Annotated in this window: 15 protein-coding genes; 10 read left to right on the top strand and 5 right to left on the bottom strand. The window is 65.8% G+C overall.

All coding sequences use genetic code 11. The features are described 5' to 3' along the window. Positions 1-57 precede the first annotated feature (57 nt). From NA5_RS13445 to NA5_RS13460, 4 genes are read right to left on the bottom strand one after another with little or no spacing between them, the layout of a single operon-like run. A complete protein-coding gene (locus NA5_RS13445; RefSeq protein ID WP_062985582.1) occupies positions 58-873 on the bottom strand; it encodes an SDR family NAD(P)-dependent oxidoreductase in 816 nt (271 codons plus the stop codon). Between the two features lie 15 nt (positions 874-888). After that, on the bottom strand, positions 889-1,620 hold the full coding sequence (locus NA5_RS13450; protein ID WP_062985584.1) for a glucose 1-dehydrogenase: 732 nt from the start codon (positions 1,618-1,620) through the stop codon (positions 889-891). A gap of 1 nt (position 1,621) precedes the next feature. Next, the gene (gene kstD, locus NA5_RS13455) at positions 1,622-3,301 is read right to left on the bottom strand and encodes a 3-oxosteroid 1-dehydrogenase (RefSeq protein WP_062985586.1); all 1,680 of its coding nucleotides are present in this window, start codon (positions 3,299-3,301) and stop codon (positions 1,622-1,624) included. A gap of 13 nt (positions 3,302-3,314) precedes the next feature. Next, positions 3,315-4,052: a glucose 1-dehydrogenase gene (locus NA5_RS13460; protein WP_062985588.1), complete on the bottom strand. Its 738-nt coding sequence runs from the start codon at positions 4,050-4,052 to the stop codon at positions 3,315-3,317. A gap of 171 nt (positions 4,053-4,223) precedes the next feature. Between NA5_RS13460 and NA5_RS13465 the strand changes: the two genes are divergently transcribed. From NA5_RS13465 to NA5_RS13500, 8 genes are all read left to right on the top strand, one after another. Then, positions 4,224-5,378, top strand: coding sequence for an LLM class flavin-dependent oxidoreductase (locus NA5_RS13465; RefSeq protein WP_062985591.1), 1,155 nt, complete (start codon positions 4,224-4,226; stop codon positions 5,376-5,378). A 1-nt stretch (position 5,379) separates the two neighbouring features. Beyond that, positions 5,380-6,165 carry a glucose 1-dehydrogenase gene (locus NA5_RS13470; RefSeq protein WP_062985593.1) on the top strand — a complete coding sequence of 262 codons (786 nt, stop codon included), beginning with the start codon at positions 5,380-5,382 and terminating at the stop codon, positions 6,163-6,165. Between the two features lie 2 nt (positions 6,166-6,167). Next, positions 6,168-7,115: a LipP1 family hormone-sensitive lipase gene (gene lipP1 / locus NA5_RS13475; RefSeq protein ID WP_062985595.1), complete on the top strand. Its 948-nt coding sequence runs from the start codon at positions 6,168-6,170 to the stop codon at positions 7,113-7,115. Further along, complete coding sequence (locus NA5_RS13480) at positions 7,112-7,456, top strand: VOC family protein (protein WP_062985597.1); 345 nt, start codon at positions 7,112-7,114, stop codon at positions 7,454-7,456. Before lipP1 ends, NA5_RS13480 begins: the two co-directional genes overlap by 4 nt. 92 nt (positions 7,457-7,548) lie before the next feature. Further along, positions 7,549-8,061, top strand: coding sequence for a hypothetical protein (locus tag NA5_RS13485; RefSeq protein WP_063813353.1), 513 nt, complete (start codon positions 7,549-7,551; stop codon positions 8,059-8,061). Between the two features lie 104 nt (positions 8,062-8,165). After that, positions 8,166-8,582 carry a nuclear transport factor 2 family protein gene (locus tag NA5_RS13490; RefSeq protein WP_062985599.1) on the top strand — a complete coding sequence of 139 codons (417 nt, stop codon included), beginning with the start codon at positions 8,166-8,168 and terminating at the stop codon, positions 8,580-8,582. Positions 8,583-8,668: 86 nt separating this feature from the next. Further along, positions 8,669-10,732 (top strand): TRAP transporter permease, encoded by a 2,064-nt coding sequence (locus NA5_RS13495; protein WP_084484096.1) that lies wholly within the window; start codon positions 8,669-8,671, stop codon positions 10,730-10,732. Beyond that, complete coding sequence (locus NA5_RS13500) at positions 10,729-11,724, top strand: TAXI family TRAP transporter solute-binding subunit (protein ID WP_062985601.1); 996 nt, start codon at positions 10,729-10,731, stop codon at positions 11,722-11,724. The genes NA5_RS13495 and NA5_RS13500 overlap by 4 nt, the downstream gene beginning before the upstream one ends. 1 nt (position 11,725) lies before the next feature. Here NA5_RS13500 and NA5_RS13505 read toward each other — a convergent pair whose 3' ends face one another. Beyond that, on the bottom strand, positions 11,726-12,592 hold the full coding sequence (locus NA5_RS13505) for a helix-turn-helix domain-containing protein (RefSeq protein WP_062985750.1): 867 nt from the start codon (positions 12,590-12,592) through the stop codon (positions 11,726-11,728). 89 nt (positions 12,593-12,681) lie between these two features. On the opposite strand from NA5_RS13505, the gene NA5_RS13510 reads away from it, so the two are divergent. Together NA5_RS13510 and NA5_RS13515 are read left to right on the top strand one after the other, a co-directional pair. Beyond that, positions 12,682-13,476, top strand: a complete 795-nt coding sequence (locus NA5_RS13510; protein ID WP_062985602.1) for an SDR family oxidoreductase — start codon at positions 12,682-12,684, stop codon at positions 13,474-13,476. Further along, positions 13,473-14,546, top strand: coding sequence for an NAD(P)H-dependent amine dehydrogenase family protein (locus NA5_RS13515; RefSeq protein WP_062985604.1), 1,074 nt, complete (start codon positions 13,473-13,475; stop codon positions 14,544-14,546). The genes NA5_RS13510 and NA5_RS13515 overlap by 4 nt, the downstream gene beginning before the upstream one ends. The last annotated feature ends 39 nt before the right edge of the window (positions 14,547-14,585 follow it).

A 14,585-nucleotide genomic window follows, 5' to 3' on the forward strand; every position in this document is an offset into this window, starting at 1 on the left:
AATTAGTCGGAACCGGTCCGTCAAGCCCGGTTCCCGGTCGGCAGAGTGCCGACCGGTCTACACCTCGTTGCGCATCTGCGCCGTGATGATGCGCTGGTAGCCCGAGCCGAAGATCCTTGGCAGCAAATCGATTACGCGGGCATCGGTGCCGATGAGAATCTTGGCCCTATCCTTTCGGATGCCGCGCAGGATGGTCTTCGCCGCGGATTCGGGTGTGGTCTTCGCCAGCCGGTCGAAGTTGGCGGCCAGGGCGTCGCGGTCACGATCGCCACCCGCACGGGCCTTCCATGCGATTTCGGTTTTGATCATGCCGGGGTGGACGCTGCTGACCCCGACCGGATGGCCCGCGATCTTCATCTCCTGGCGCAGTGCGTCGGTGAAGCCGCGGATCCCGAATTTGGTCGCGTTGTAGGCGGCTTGGCTGGGGCAGGCGGCGAGGCCGAACATGCTGGAGACGTTGGCGATGTGACCGTCACCGGAGGCGATCACCTGTGGCAGAAAGGCTTTCGTGCCGTACATGACGCCCCAGAAGTTGATATCGACGATCCACTCGAAGTCCTCCCAGGTCAGCTCCTCGATATTGGCGGTGAGGGAGACGCCCGCATTGTTGACCACCACATTGGCCGGGCCGAAGTCGGAACGGACCTCCTCGGCATGGGCGTAGACGGCGGCACGATCGGTGACGTCCAGCTTGTAGGCCCGTGCGTTCGCGCCCGCCTTCTCGCACAACGCGGCGGTTTCGGCGACATTGTCCAGATTTCGCCCGGACAATGCCAGCCGCGCGCCGCGGTCCGCGAGCTCGACCGCGAGGGCACGGCCGATGCCCGCACCCGCGCCGGTAATGACGACGACCTTGTCCTCAAAGTTCTTCACAGCAGCTGTCCTTGGTCATTTGGTGGTGTAGCCGCCGTCGGCGACGAATTCGGATCCCGTGCAGAAACTCGCCTCATCGGAGATGAGGAACAGCACGAGATCGGCCAGCTCGCCCGGCGCCGCGGCACGGGGGAGCGGCTGGTCGTGCGCCATCGAGTGCGAGCGATCGGAGTCGGCGGTCATTTCGGTGGCCACCACGCCGGGATGTACCGAGTTGACCCGGATGCCGTCGGCCCCGAACTCCTGGGCGGCGGCCTTGGTCATCCCGCGCACCGCCCATTTGGAGGCGACGTAGCCGAGGATATTGCTGAAGGCGATGATGCCGCCGATCGAGGAAATATTGACGATCGAGCCGTCGCCCGCTCGGCGCATCGACGGCACGACGGCTTTCATGCCGAGGAATACTCCGACCTGGTTCACATCGATCACCCGGCGGTAATCCGCCTCGGCGAGCCGCTCGATCGGGTCGACGTGCACGATGCCCGCGTTATTGACCAGCCCGGAGACCGGTCCGAAGGTGCGTTCCGCCTCGGTGACCACTGCGGCCCAGGCCGATTCGTCGGTGACGTCGAGGGTGCAGAACGCCGCCTGGTCGCCTAGTTCGGCGGCCATCGCCTTACCTTCGTCGACGAGCACATCCGCCACGACCACCGAGGCACCCTCGCTGACCAGCCGACGGGCGAATGCCGCACCCATACCCCGCGCGCCGCCGGTCACGATGACCGTCTTGCCACTTACTCTTCCCACGTCATACTCCTGCGGTGATTTCGAGATCGGCGATGTGATTGGCCGCGATATAGCCGAAGACCATGGCGGGTCCGATGGTCGCGCCCGCGCCCGCGTAACTATTGCCCATGACCGCGGCCGAATTGTTGCCCGCCGCATACAGTCCGGAAATCGCCGCGCCGCCTTCGCGCAGCACCCGGGAGTGTTCGTCGGTGACCAGCCCGCCTTTGGTGCCGAGATCGCCCGGCACCATCTCGACCGCGTAGAACGGTCCATGATCGATCGGGGCCAGACAGGGATTCGGCTGCACGGTGGGGTCGCCGTAGTAGCGGTCGTAGGCGGATTCACCGCGATGGAAATCCTCGTCGCGCCCGGCGCGCGCGAAACCGTTGAACCGCTGCACCGTTGCGATCAAGGAATCGGCCGGAATACCGATCGCTGTGGCGAGTTCGGCGAGGGTGTCGGCCTTCTTGATGATCCCGGCATCGAAATACTTCTGCGGAATGGCCTGTTTCGGGAAGGTGCCGAGGAACAGGTATCGATCGCGGAAGCGCTGGTCCATGATGAAGTGCGCGGGGACATGACCAACACCGGTCGCATGCCGCTCGTACATGGTGTGCACCACATCGACATAGCTGGCCGATTCATTGGTGAACCGCTCGCCCGCATCATTGACCATGATCGCGCCGGGCTGGGATCGCTCGGCCAGGCAGAAGAACGGCGGCCCGTCCGGATTGCGCACCGACGGACCCCACCAGGCATCGTCCATCAGATCCAATGCGGCACCGAGCTTTTCACCGGCGCGAATGCCGTCGCCGACGTTTTCGGTGGCGCCGACGGTCCAGTCGGTGCTGACCGGTGCGGTGAAGAACTGTTTGCGCATTTCCAGGTTGTGCTCGAAGCCGCCAGCCGCGAGCACCACACCGCGCCGGGCACGGATGACGATCGGCGCCCCATCGCGCTCGGCGCGCACCCCAACCACCGCATCGTCGGCGGTAATCAGCTCGGTGAGTGGAGTATTCAGCCAGACCGGCACACCCGCGTCGCGCAGCGCCAACCACAGCCGGGCCACCAGTGCCTTGCCCAGGCTCAGCGGTTGCCGTCCCCGAATCCGGTTCAGCACCGCCGAGGCGGCGACCCGCAGCGCCGTGCGCTTCCCTTTCCAGGTCCGCGCGATCATGTTCAAATCGTGGAAGTCGCTGACGGTGAAGGCGATTCCCTTCGGCCCGGACATGGTCGGCCGGTTGATCAGCTCGAGATCCTTGCCGAGCAGGCGGCCGTCGATAATCGCCGGTTCGATGCTGCGGCCCTGCGCGAGTCCGCCGGGCAGTTCCGGATGGTAGTCGGAATAGCCACGGTCGTAGACGAATTGGAGGTGGTCGGTGCGTGCGCCGAGATAGGTCATCATGCGCGGGCCGTTGTCCAGGAAGGCATCCTGCTTGGCCTGCGGAACACGGTCGCCGACAACGGATTTCAGATAGACTCGGGCCAGGTCCGGACTGTCCGGCACGCCCTCGCGCACCAGCACCGGATTGTTCGGAATCCATACACCGCCGCCGGAGCGGGCGGTGGAACCGCCGAAGCTGCCGCTCTTTTCGATCAGCACCACCGAAAGCCCGCGGTAGGCGGCGGTGAGCGCGGCGGTCATACCCGCCGCACCCGAGCCGACGACCACGACGTCGTAGGTGTATTCCTCGGACATCAGGCTCCCTTTCCTAGTAACCGGCGCCGGTGAGCATGCCGCCGTCGATGACGACCTCGGTTCCGGTGCAATAGCTCGCGGCATCGGAGGCCAGGAAGACCGCCGCCTCGGAGACCTCGCCGGGCTGTCCCCAGCGGGGGATCGGCAATCCGGCGAAGAAGGCATTGCCGTCGACACCCGAGCCCGCCGCCGCCGTCATCGGCGTCGCGATACCGCCGGGATGGATGGAGTTGACCCGGATGCCATTCGCACCGAGTTCGCGTGCCGCCGATTTGGTCAGTCCGCGAATCGCGAATTTGCTTGCGCTATAAGCTGATAGGCCCGCCGCGCCGACGAATCCCTCGACCGAGGAGATATTCACGATCGCGCCGCCGCCGGTCATCGCGGGCGCGGCGGATTTGATGCCGAGCCAGGTGCCGGTGACGTTCACCGTCATGATCGTGGTGAAGTCGGCCAGGCTCATCTCGGCGATGCGCTGGAACCGCAGCAGGCCCGCATTGTTGACCAGCACATCGAGCCCGCCGAACTCGTCCACCGCGGTCCGCACCGCGGCCGCCCAGTCGGCCTCGCTGGTCACATCGTGGTGCAGATAGCGTGCGCCGGTTTCGGCGGCCAACTGTTCGCCCTGTTCATCGAGGACATCGCCGAACACCACCCGCGCACCCTCGGCAATGAATCGGCGCACATGTTCGGCGCCCATCCCGCGCGCCGCGCCGGTGATCAGCGCCACCTTGTCATCGAGTCGACCCACGTCAGGTCCGTCCTTTCTCCGGCGTCGGTTCGGACGCCGTGTGCGATATCGACGCTATGGGCGCGGGGTCGGCCCGAACCGGAATAGTCCCATCCACCGAGACATGCACCTGACCTCAACGAGAGCATCGGAAATATTTCTACTAGGCATATTGAGAAATGGAGGCGATGCATGAAGTTCTCGATGATCTTCGAGGCACAGATGACCGACCCGTCGGCCGATCACGAACGGCAGGTGTTGCGCGACTGCGTCGAGCAGGCGGTGCTGGCCGAGCAGATGGGGTTCGACACCGTCTGGGCGGTCGAACATCACGGCCTGAAGTGGTACGCGCATATGAGCGCCCCGGAGATCTTCCTGACCTGGGTGGCCGCGCGCACCGAGCGGATCAGGATCGGTCACGGCGTGGTGTGCATGCCGTTCAACTTCAATCACCCGGTGCGCGCGGCCGAACGCGCGGCCATGCTCGATGTGCTCTCCAACGGGCGGGTGAATCTCGGCGCGGGTCGCGGCGCCACGCCGCAGGAAACCTCCATGTGCGGTGTCGATCCCGACCGCACCTATCAGGAAGTGGAGGAGTCGCTGCGCATTATCGGCAAGGCATGGCAGGATCCGGAGGGCGAATTCGAATGGCACGGAGAGCTGCTCGATATCGATCCGCATCCGATGCTGCCGCGTCCGGTGCAGCTGCCGCATCCGCCACTGTTCATGGCGTGCACCAAGAAGGACACCCTGAAGCTGGCCGCCGACTACGGAATCGGCGCGCTGGTACTGGGTTTCGCCGGTGTGGAAGAGATCGCCGAACTGCGCCGCACCTATGACGCGGCCATTGCCGAGCGGACCGGCGAGAAGTTCGTCTCCACGGTGGTCAACGACCACTTCGCGGCCCTGTGCCCGACGATCGTGCTCGACGATCGGGAGCGGGCGCAGCAGATCGGCGCGCGTGGGCAGCGGTTCTTCGCACAGTCCATCAAGCACTGGTACGGCGCGGGTCCGGTGCCGGACGAGGCCATCGACCCGACGGTGGACGAGGTGGCCAAGATTCGCGAGGCCGCCGATGAGCATGTGGCGTATCTGCACGAGGCGAAGATTCCGGTGCAGGCCGGGGCCACTTCGGTTTTCAACGCCGAGCACGCGTACGGCAGCCCCGAGGACGCCATCGCCTATGTGGAGCGGCTGCAAGCGGCCGGTGCCGACGAGATCCTGTGCCTGATCCAGATGGGCACGGTGCCGCAGGAGGCATGTCTGGAGACCATCCGGCACTGGGGCGAGAAGGTCATCCCACACTTCCGGGCCGCCGAGCGCACAACTGAATTCGTAGGAGCTTGAGATGACCGATCTCACCGGCAAAGTCGCCCTCATCACCGGTGCCGCGCGTGGCCAGGGCGAGCAGGAAGCGCGCGTGTTCGCGGCGGCGGGCGCACGCGTCGTACTCACCGACGTGCTGGCAACCGAGGGCAAGGCCGTCGCCGAATCCATCGGTGACTCAGCGCGTTTCGTCCCGCACGATGTCAGCAGTGCGGCCGACTGGGCCGCCGCCGTCGACACCGCCATCACCGAATTCGGCGGCATCGATGTGCTGGTGAACAATGCGGCGATCTACACCGCCAAACCGCTTGTCGAAACCTCCGCTGCCGAGCTCGAACGCATCCTGCGCATCAACCTGATCGGCTCGTTCCTCGGCATCCAGGCCGTCGTGGATCCGATGCGGACGGCGGGCGGTTCCATCGTGAATATCTCCTCGCAGGCCGGATTGCAGGGCCTGATGGGGCATTCCGCCTATGGCGCGTCCAAATGGGCGCTGCGTGGTTTGACGAAGACGGCGGCGCTCGAGTTGGGTCCGCTCGGAATCCGGGTCAACTCGGTGCATCCGGGGCCGATCGCGACACCGATGATCGGGCATCTCGGGTTGAGCACCGGTCCCGGGAGCTTTCCCTCGCTACCGCTCGGTCGCGTCGGATTGCCCTCGGAGGTAGCGGATTTGGTGGCATTCCTGGCCTCCGATGCGGCCGCGTTCATCAGCGGAGCGGAACTGGCCATCGACGGCGGATTGTCGGCGGGACAGTTCATTCCGCCGAGTGCGCTGCCGCCGGTCGGAGCCGCGGGCGAGGGATAGGCATGCCGCTGAAGCCCGAAGCGCAGGCGATCGTCGACCTCGCCTCGGCGGCGTTTCCCGCGCTGGGCACCGCAGTACTCGATGCCGCCGAGGTGCGTCGGATACTTGCCGCGCGTCCGGCGCCCGAGGTCGATCCGATTCCGGTGCGGCGCGTCGAGGAGCGTTCGGTATCGGGACCTGGTGGGGCGCAGCAGGTTCGGGTCCGAATGTACTGGCCCGTCGCGTCCGGTGCCGATCTGCCGGTCGTGCTGTTCTGTCATGGCGGCGGATTCGTGATCTGCGACCTCGACAGTCACGATCAGCTGTGTCGTGCGATGAGCAATGGTGTCGGTGCAATCGTTGTCTCGGTCGATTATCGGCAGGCCCCGGAACACAGGTTCCCTGCCGCGGCCGAGGATGCCTACACTGTCCTGAAATGGATTGCGGCCCAGGCAACCTCGTTCGGCGGCGATCCCGCTCGCATCGCGGTAGCCGGTGACAGCTCCGGCGGCAACCTGGCAGCCGTCACGGCACTACTGGCCCGGGACCGCAATGGCCCGGACATCACCCATCAACTGCTCATCTACCCGATGCTCGACCCGGCCCGTGACACCGCCTCCTACCGGGAGAATGCCTACGGTTACTTCGTCACCGACGACCATTTGCGCTGGTATTGGGAGCAATACCTCGCCTCGGACGCCGATGCCGAAAACCCGTACGCCGCACCGCCGCGCGCGACGAACCTGTCCGGCCTGCCGCCCGCCTACATCATCACCGCCGAATTCGACCCACTTCGCGATGAGGGCGAGGCCTACGGTCGGCGGCTGCGGGATGCCGGAGTCGAAACCGTCACGATCCGCTACGACGGCCAATTCCACGGCTTCTTCAGCATGGCCGACAACCTGTCCGATGCGAAAGAAGCCGCCGACCAAGCTTTTTCGGCAATGCGCCGAGCATTGGAGAAGCCATGACCGTCGAACGTCTCGGCACCATATTCCCCACCGACAACCTCACTGCCGCGATAGATCTGCTCACCGCGGTACTCGGCACCACGGCAACCTTCGTCGACGGTGATCGGTGGGCGCAATTCGATATCGGACCGACCCGGGTCATGCTCGCCGGTGCCGATGAGCGCGACATCCCCTCGCTCGCTGTCAAAGTGGGCGATCTGGACGCGACCCTCGCGCGCCTGCGTGCCGCTGGTTTTCCGGCCGACGATCCGGTGACCGGACCGCATGAACGGCGTACCTCGGTCCGTCCGTCCCGAGAATCGTCATGGGCGATCGTCCTGTACGAGCCGTCCGCCGGATAACGGGCGAATGTGGCTCGGATTACTTCGCGCCCCGGCTTCCATACGCTACCGTATGGGCAGTGTTCCATACGGTAGCGAATGGAGTTGGGGTCATGGTTCGAAATATCCACCAGCGGGAGTACCCGGTGCCCGCGGACCAGCTCGGCGCGTTGCTCGCCGGGGCCGCCGAGCCGAACAGTCCGGTGTGGCCGCCCGGCTGGCCCGCACTTGTTCTCGACCGGCCACTCGGAGTCGGGGCCGACGGTGGACACGGCATCATCCGGTACCGGTGTACCGAGTGGGTGCCGGGCCGCCGCGTGGAGTTCACTCTCGCGCCGGGATCGTTCCTGGTCGGTACGCACAGCCTCGAGGTGCTGGACGGCCCGTCGCCGGACCGCAGCATCCTGCGCCACGAGATCGACGGCCGCCTGCGCGGTATCGGCTACCTGCTGTGGCCGCTGGCCATCCGCTGGATCCACGACGCGATGATCGAGGCGCTGCTCGACCGAACCGCGGTCTCGCTCGGCCACCCACCCGTCACCCCGGCCCGCCCGTCCCCATGGGTCGGCTTGCTGCGCTGGATCATGTCGCGCCGTCCATCGGCCCGGACCACCGCGCCCGCATAGCGGGTTAAAGCAGGCGCGTGAACAGTCGCTTGTCTATTAACCTCGCGGATAACCGGACTATGCCTTCGTCTTCGGCAGGAGTGTGAGGCGGCAGGAGGATCTTCATGGCATTGTCGGTGCAGGATCGGATCGAGATCGGCGAGCTGATCGCGCTGCACGGTCATCTGATGGACGCGGGTGAGCTCGATCGGATGGATGAGCTGTTCACCGCGGAAATCACCTACGACGTGAGCGATTTCGGATCCGGTCAGCTACACGGGATTTCGGCGCTGCAGGAGGCCGCGGTCGCGCTCGGCAATGGGAATCCGGTCGGGCACCACATTACGAATGTGATCATCGCCGAGGTGGACGGTGCGGTTCGAGTACGGTCGAAGGGGATCGGGATCTATGCCGACGGGACCAGCGGCAGCGTCGAATACGACGATGTGGTCGTGCGCACGGCAATCGGCTGGCGCATCTCCTATCGCCGGGTGATCGCACATCGGGTGCCGCTGGGTGGGCGGGCGACGAGGTCGGCTTAGGGCGACAAACCGACCGCCTTTCCACTTTTCTCAGCTACATATTTGTTAGCCGTATACGGACGGTCGTGCGTTGATATGGTCGCGCCATGTCGGATACGCGGGACGCTCATCTAGCAGCCGAGCCTCCCGCCGACCGCCGAGTCGTGCGGCCCGGGGGCGATTCGCACCGTGCAGTTCCGGACAAGATCGAGGTCGACGACGAAGAGAAGCCCGCGCGGATCCTGCGCGGATGGGCCGAGGGGGTGGTTGCGGCGGCCGCGTTCGCGGTCGCGTTGCTGGTGCTGTGGCAGGTCTTTCGGCCGTTGGCGCAGGGTAGTCAGTACTACCTGGTGATCTTCCTGGCCGGGACGCTGCCGGTGGTGTTCCTGGCCTATCGGTCCGGGCTGCGATGGTTCGATCGACGGGCTGGTCCGGGACCGCTCGACTGGCTGCTGGCGGCGGTCACGCTGGTGGTGTGCCTGTATCCGGTGCTGCCGATGACGATCGGATCCGGTGGGGGCGGATACAACGCGTTCCTGGATCGGCAAGGTTTGTTCGATCCGGTCGATATCGCCATGGGCTCGGTGCTGTTGGTATTGGTGCTCGAGGCCTGTCGGCGCACCACGGGCTGGATATTGCCCGGGGTATGCCTGGTGTTCATCGCCTACGGCTATTACGGCGGATATCTGCCACAGCACTGGACCATCGCGCACGCCGGACTCGACTTCGGGCAGATCATCGATGCGCTCTACAACTCCGGCAGCGGGTTCTACGGAACGCCATTGGATGTCGCGGCCAGCTATATCGTGCTGTTCACCCTCTACGGCGCCGTACTCGAATTCTCCGGTGCGGCACAGTTCTTCGTCGATCTGTCGGTCGCGGCCTTCCGGCGCTCCCGTGGCGCGGCCGGACGCACCACCGTCGCATCGGGATTCCTGCTCGGTACCGTCTCCGGATCGGGCACCGCGACCGCGGTCACGGTCGGCGCGGTCACCTGGCCGATCCTGCGTCGTGCCGGATATCCGCCGGAACAGGCGGCGGGTGTGCTCGCCGCGGCGGGTGTCGGTGCCATCCTGTCACCGCCGACGCTGGGCGTCGCCGCCTTCATCGTCGCCGAGTATCTCGATGTCTCGTATGTGACGGTGCTCGGGTGGGCGATGATCCCAACGCTGCTGTATTACTTGGGAATTCTGCTCGCGGTGGAGATCGATGCGCGCCGACTCGGTGCCGAGTCGGTCGAGGTCAGGACCATCTCGGTGGGGCGGCTGCTGGCCCGATTCGGTTACCACTTCCTGTCTCTGATCGCGATCGTGGTGCTGCTGTTGATCGGCGTGAGTGCCGCGCGCGCCGTGGTGTACGCCACCGCCCTGGCCTTCGTGCTCGCCTTCCTCGATTCGCGCATCCGCGCCGAGGCGCGCTCACCGCTACGGATCTTCCAAATGCTCGGCAGCGGTGTGCGTTCGGCGCTGCCGGTGGTCGCGGTGTGCACATCGGCGGGGGTGGTCACCGCGATCGCCACCAAGACCGGACTCGGCGCGCAACTGGCATCCCTGCTGGTGAGTGCGGGAAAGGCGTTGTCGGACAACCACACCGTGGTGTTGGCGTGCACCGTGGTGCTCGCCGCGATCGCACTCGCGCTGCTCGGACTCGCTGTTCCGGTGACCGCGTCCTTCATCATCGGCTGGGCGATCATCGGTCCCGCTCTGCTCGCGCTCGACGTATCCCCGCCCGCATCGGCGATGTTCGTCTTCTATTACTCGGTGCTGTCCGAGGTGACGCCACCGACCGCCCTTGCCGCGGTGGGCGCGGCCGCCATCACCGGTGCGCGTGCGGTGCCGACCATGTGGCAGGCATTGAAGTACGCGCTGCCCGCCTTCCTGGTGCCGATTGTCTTCGTGCTCAGCGGACCCGGCGAGTATCTGCTCGGACACGGCCCGGTGCTCGGTGTGCTGTGGACGACGATCGTGGCCGGGGTCGGTGTTGCCGGACTGTCCGCCGCGACCGGCGGCTGGATCCTCGGCATCGGCCCGGCCGGGATCCCGGCCCGGCTGCTAGCCGCGGTGGCCGGACTGGCGCTGCTGTACCTGGAACCCGGCGCGCTCGTCGTCGGTCTGGTCGCGCTGACCGCGGCCGTCGGGGTAACGCTGCTCGCACGAAGGAGGACGACTTGAGAAGAGTTGCCATAGGATTCGCCGTCGCCGTGGTGTCGGCCGGATTGCTGACCGGATGTGGGGGCCGCCGCGACACGCCGCAGTCCGACACCGGCGGCGAGGTCACCTGCGAGGTGAACAGCGAGACCCGCGTCGGCATCGCGACCGGCAATTCGACCGGTGTGTACTTCGCCCTCGGCAATGCCTACGCCGACCAGATTTCGCAGGCCACCGGCGGCAAGGTGAAAGCTACCGCGGCCGAAACCGGTGCGTCGGTGCAGAATATCCAGCAGTTGGTGGCAGGCACCTATCAGGTCGCGTTCTCCCTGGCCGATACCGCCGCCGACGCGGTGCTCGGCAATGCAGGCTTCGACGGCAAAAAGCAACCGGTGCAGGCACTTTCGCGACTGTACCCGAATTACACCCAGGTGATCGTGCGTACCGATGCCGATATCGAAACGGCCGCCGATCTGCGCGGTAAGCGGGTCTCCACCGGCTCGCCGAAATCCGGCACCGAGGTGATCGCCCAGCGTGTGCTGCAGGCGGCCGGGTTGAATCCGGACAATGATATCCAGGCCCAGCGCCTGGATCTCACCAAGACGGTAGACGGTATGAAGGACGGCTCCATCGACGCCATGTTCTTCTCCGGCGGCCTGCCGACACCCGGTATCACGGACTTGTTGACCTCCACCAACGGCAAGGTGCGTTTCCTCGATATCGCCGAACTCACCGGCAGCATGCACGCGGTCAACTCGGTTTATGAGGAGGGCACGATTCCGGCCACCGTCTATGGACTGCCCGCCGATGTGAAGACCATTGTCGTGCCGAATCTGTTGCTGGTGCGAGACGATCTGGACGCGAATCTGGCGTGTGTCCTCACCAAGACACTGTTCGATCGGAAACCTCAACTGGAACAGGCCAATTCGGCCGCGAAAGGGATCAATCGCGATTCCGCGACGATTACCGCGCCGGTGCCCCTGCATCGGGGTGCGGTTCATGCGTTGACGAAGTAGCTCAGGATGCCAACGCCTCGGTCAACGCCCGAGCGGTTTCGACTGTGGCGGCTATGAATTCGTCGCGTTCGGATTTGCTGGTCGATGCCCGCAGCGGGCCGGATTGGACTTCATACGCGGCCATGCCTTTCGCATCGAAAACCGGTGCGGCGAGGTAACTCAGCGGGAGCTCGGCATCGGAGTCGAGTTCGGCCTTGGTGAACGGCCGCGAGGTGAGAAATGCGAGGCGGCGCAGGGCCCGCGTGCGCAGGTGTGGCTGCACGAGTTCGGTACCCATGGCGCCGAGCAGGTCGGCGAGGAGTTCGACCGTGCCCGCGTCGTCGGTGCGTGGACGGAACAGGGCCACTCCGCGATCGCGGACAAGGGTGAGCAGTCCGCTCGCGATGCGGCGGTCGGAGTCGGGTGCGGTGGCCAGCCAGGTGTTCTGCTCGGCCGCCGAACGCCACGGCATCACGCTGGCCCCGGCCGGAAATTGCATCGGGATGCGATGGCCGACCGGGATGCCGGGGACGACGCGTTCAGGTCCGTGGCGCACATCGAGCACGGTGAGGTGATCGGGTTCGATGCGACTCAACGTCGCGCCGTAGCCGGTCCGCACGGTGAGTCCGGCGAGGATATCGCCGAGCGCGTGCGGCAATGCGGGGCCGTGCAGGTTCGCCAGCGTCGGACCGAGCCCGTAGCCACGGCTGGAGTCGCGTCGCACCCAACCCGCCGAATCCAGTTCGGCCAAGATCGCCGTTGCGGTCGCGCGGGCGATATCGAGGCGGTCGGCGATGCCCGCGACGCTGATCGGCTCCGGCGATGCGGCGAGCAGCGACACGATATCGATGACGCGGCGGGTCGGCGGGGATGGGGACCGGTCCGACATTGACAACCCCTTGTGCGGTTCCACGGGACAGCTCTACGATGACGAATATTACAACAGGTAGCGTCGAATATTCGACAGTGGGAGCGCGCATGATCCTGGACAGATTCCGAATCGATGGACAGGTCGCCGTCGTGACCGGCGCGGGGCGCGGCCTCGGTGCGGCGATCGCGGTGGCCTTCGCGGAGGCCGGTGCGGATGTCGTCATCGCATCCCGCACCAAGAGTCAGCTGGACGAGGTCGCCGAACAGGTGGCGGCGGCGGGCCGCCAGGCCCACGTGGTGCCCGCGGATCTCAGCGATATCGAGGCGACGGCCGGGCTGGCCGCCGCGGCCGTGGAACGCTTCGGGCGGCTCGATATTGTGGTCAACAATGTCGGCGGTGCGCTGCCGTGCCCGCTGCTCGACACCACGCCGGATGCGCTGGTCGAGGCGTTCAACTTCAACGTCACCAATGCGCACGCGCTGGTCCGCTCGGCGGTGCCGAAGATCCTCGAAACCGCCGGTGGCGGTTCGATTCTCAATATCACGTCGACCATGGGCCGCCTCCCCGGCCGCGCCTTCGTCGCCTACGGAACGGCGAAAGCGGCGCTGGCGCACTACACCCGGTTGGCGGCGATGGATCTGAATCCACGCATCCGGGTGAATGCCATTGCGCCCGGGTCGATTCTGACCTCCGCGTTGGAGATCGTGGCGGGCAATGATGCGATGCGTACCGAGCTGGAGGCCAAGACTCCGCTGCACCGCATCGGCGAACCTGAGGATATCGCCGCCGCCGCATTGTATTTGGTGTCGCCCGCCGGGAAGTACGTCACGGGCAAGGTGCTCGAACCCGACGGTGGCCTGATCGCGCCGAATCTCGATCTCCCGCTTCCGGATCTGTCATGAGCTACCGCGTAGTCCAATGGGGCACCGGCAATGTCGGTGCCCATGCGCTGGCGGGTGTGATCGCGAATCCCGATCTGGAACTGGTCGGGGTGTGGGTGTCGGGTCCGAAGAAGGACGGGCTCGATGCGGGAACCATTGCCGGACTGGATCATCCGGTCGGTGTCGCCGCGACGACGGACACCGAGGCGATCCTGGCCGCGAAACCCGACTGTGTCGTCTACTGCTCGATGACCGACAATCGCCTGCTGGAGGCGGTCGAGGATCTGCGCAGATTGCTCAGCGCGGGCATCAATGTGGTGGCGTGCGCACCGGTGTTCTTCCAGTACCCGTACGGCGTGCTGCCCGACGAACTGTTGAAGCCGATCCAAGAGGCTGCGGCACAGGGGAATTCGTCGCTTTGGGTCAATGGCATCGATCCCGGTTTCGCCAATGACCTGCTGCCGCTCGCGCTCGCGGGCACCTGCCTGCGCATCGATCAACTGCGATGTCTGGAGATCGTCGACTACGCCAGCTACGACAACCGCGAGGTCATGTTCGACATCATGGGTTTCGGCAAACCGCTGGACGAAATCCCGATGCTGTTGCAGCCCGGGGTGTTATCGCTCGCGTGGGGCGGCACCGTGCGCCAGCTGGCGGCGGGCATCGGCGTCACGCTCGACGCCGTCACCGAGACCTATGAGCGCATCCCCGCTTCCGAATCCTTCGATATCGCCACCGGTCATATCGCCGAAGGTACCGCTGCCGCATTGCGTTTCGAGGTCCGCGGCATGGTCGGCGACGAGCCCGTGACGGTGCTCGAGCACGTCACGCGGCTGCGTCCCGACCTGTGCCCCGACTGGCCGCAACCCGCCCACCACGAGGGCTCCTACCGCGTCGAGATCACCGGCGAGCCGAGTTACGCGATGGATCTGGTCACCTCGAGCCGCAATGGCGACCACAACCACGCCACCCTGCTTGCGACTGCCATGCGCATCGTCAATGCCGTCCCGGCCGTGGTCCAGGCGCCATCGGGCATCCTCACCGCCCTCGACCTGCCGCTCATCACGGCACCCGCTACTCGCCCGGCGTAGTCGCTCGGGGATTCGCACCCGAGGTGTGAATCCCCGAGT

This window comes from Nocardia anaemiae NBRC 100462 (assembly GCF_001612725.1).
In the GTDB taxonomy this organism is placed as follows: Bacteria; Actinomycetota; Actinomycetes; order Mycobacteriales; family Mycobacteriaceae; genus Nocardia; species Nocardia anaemiae.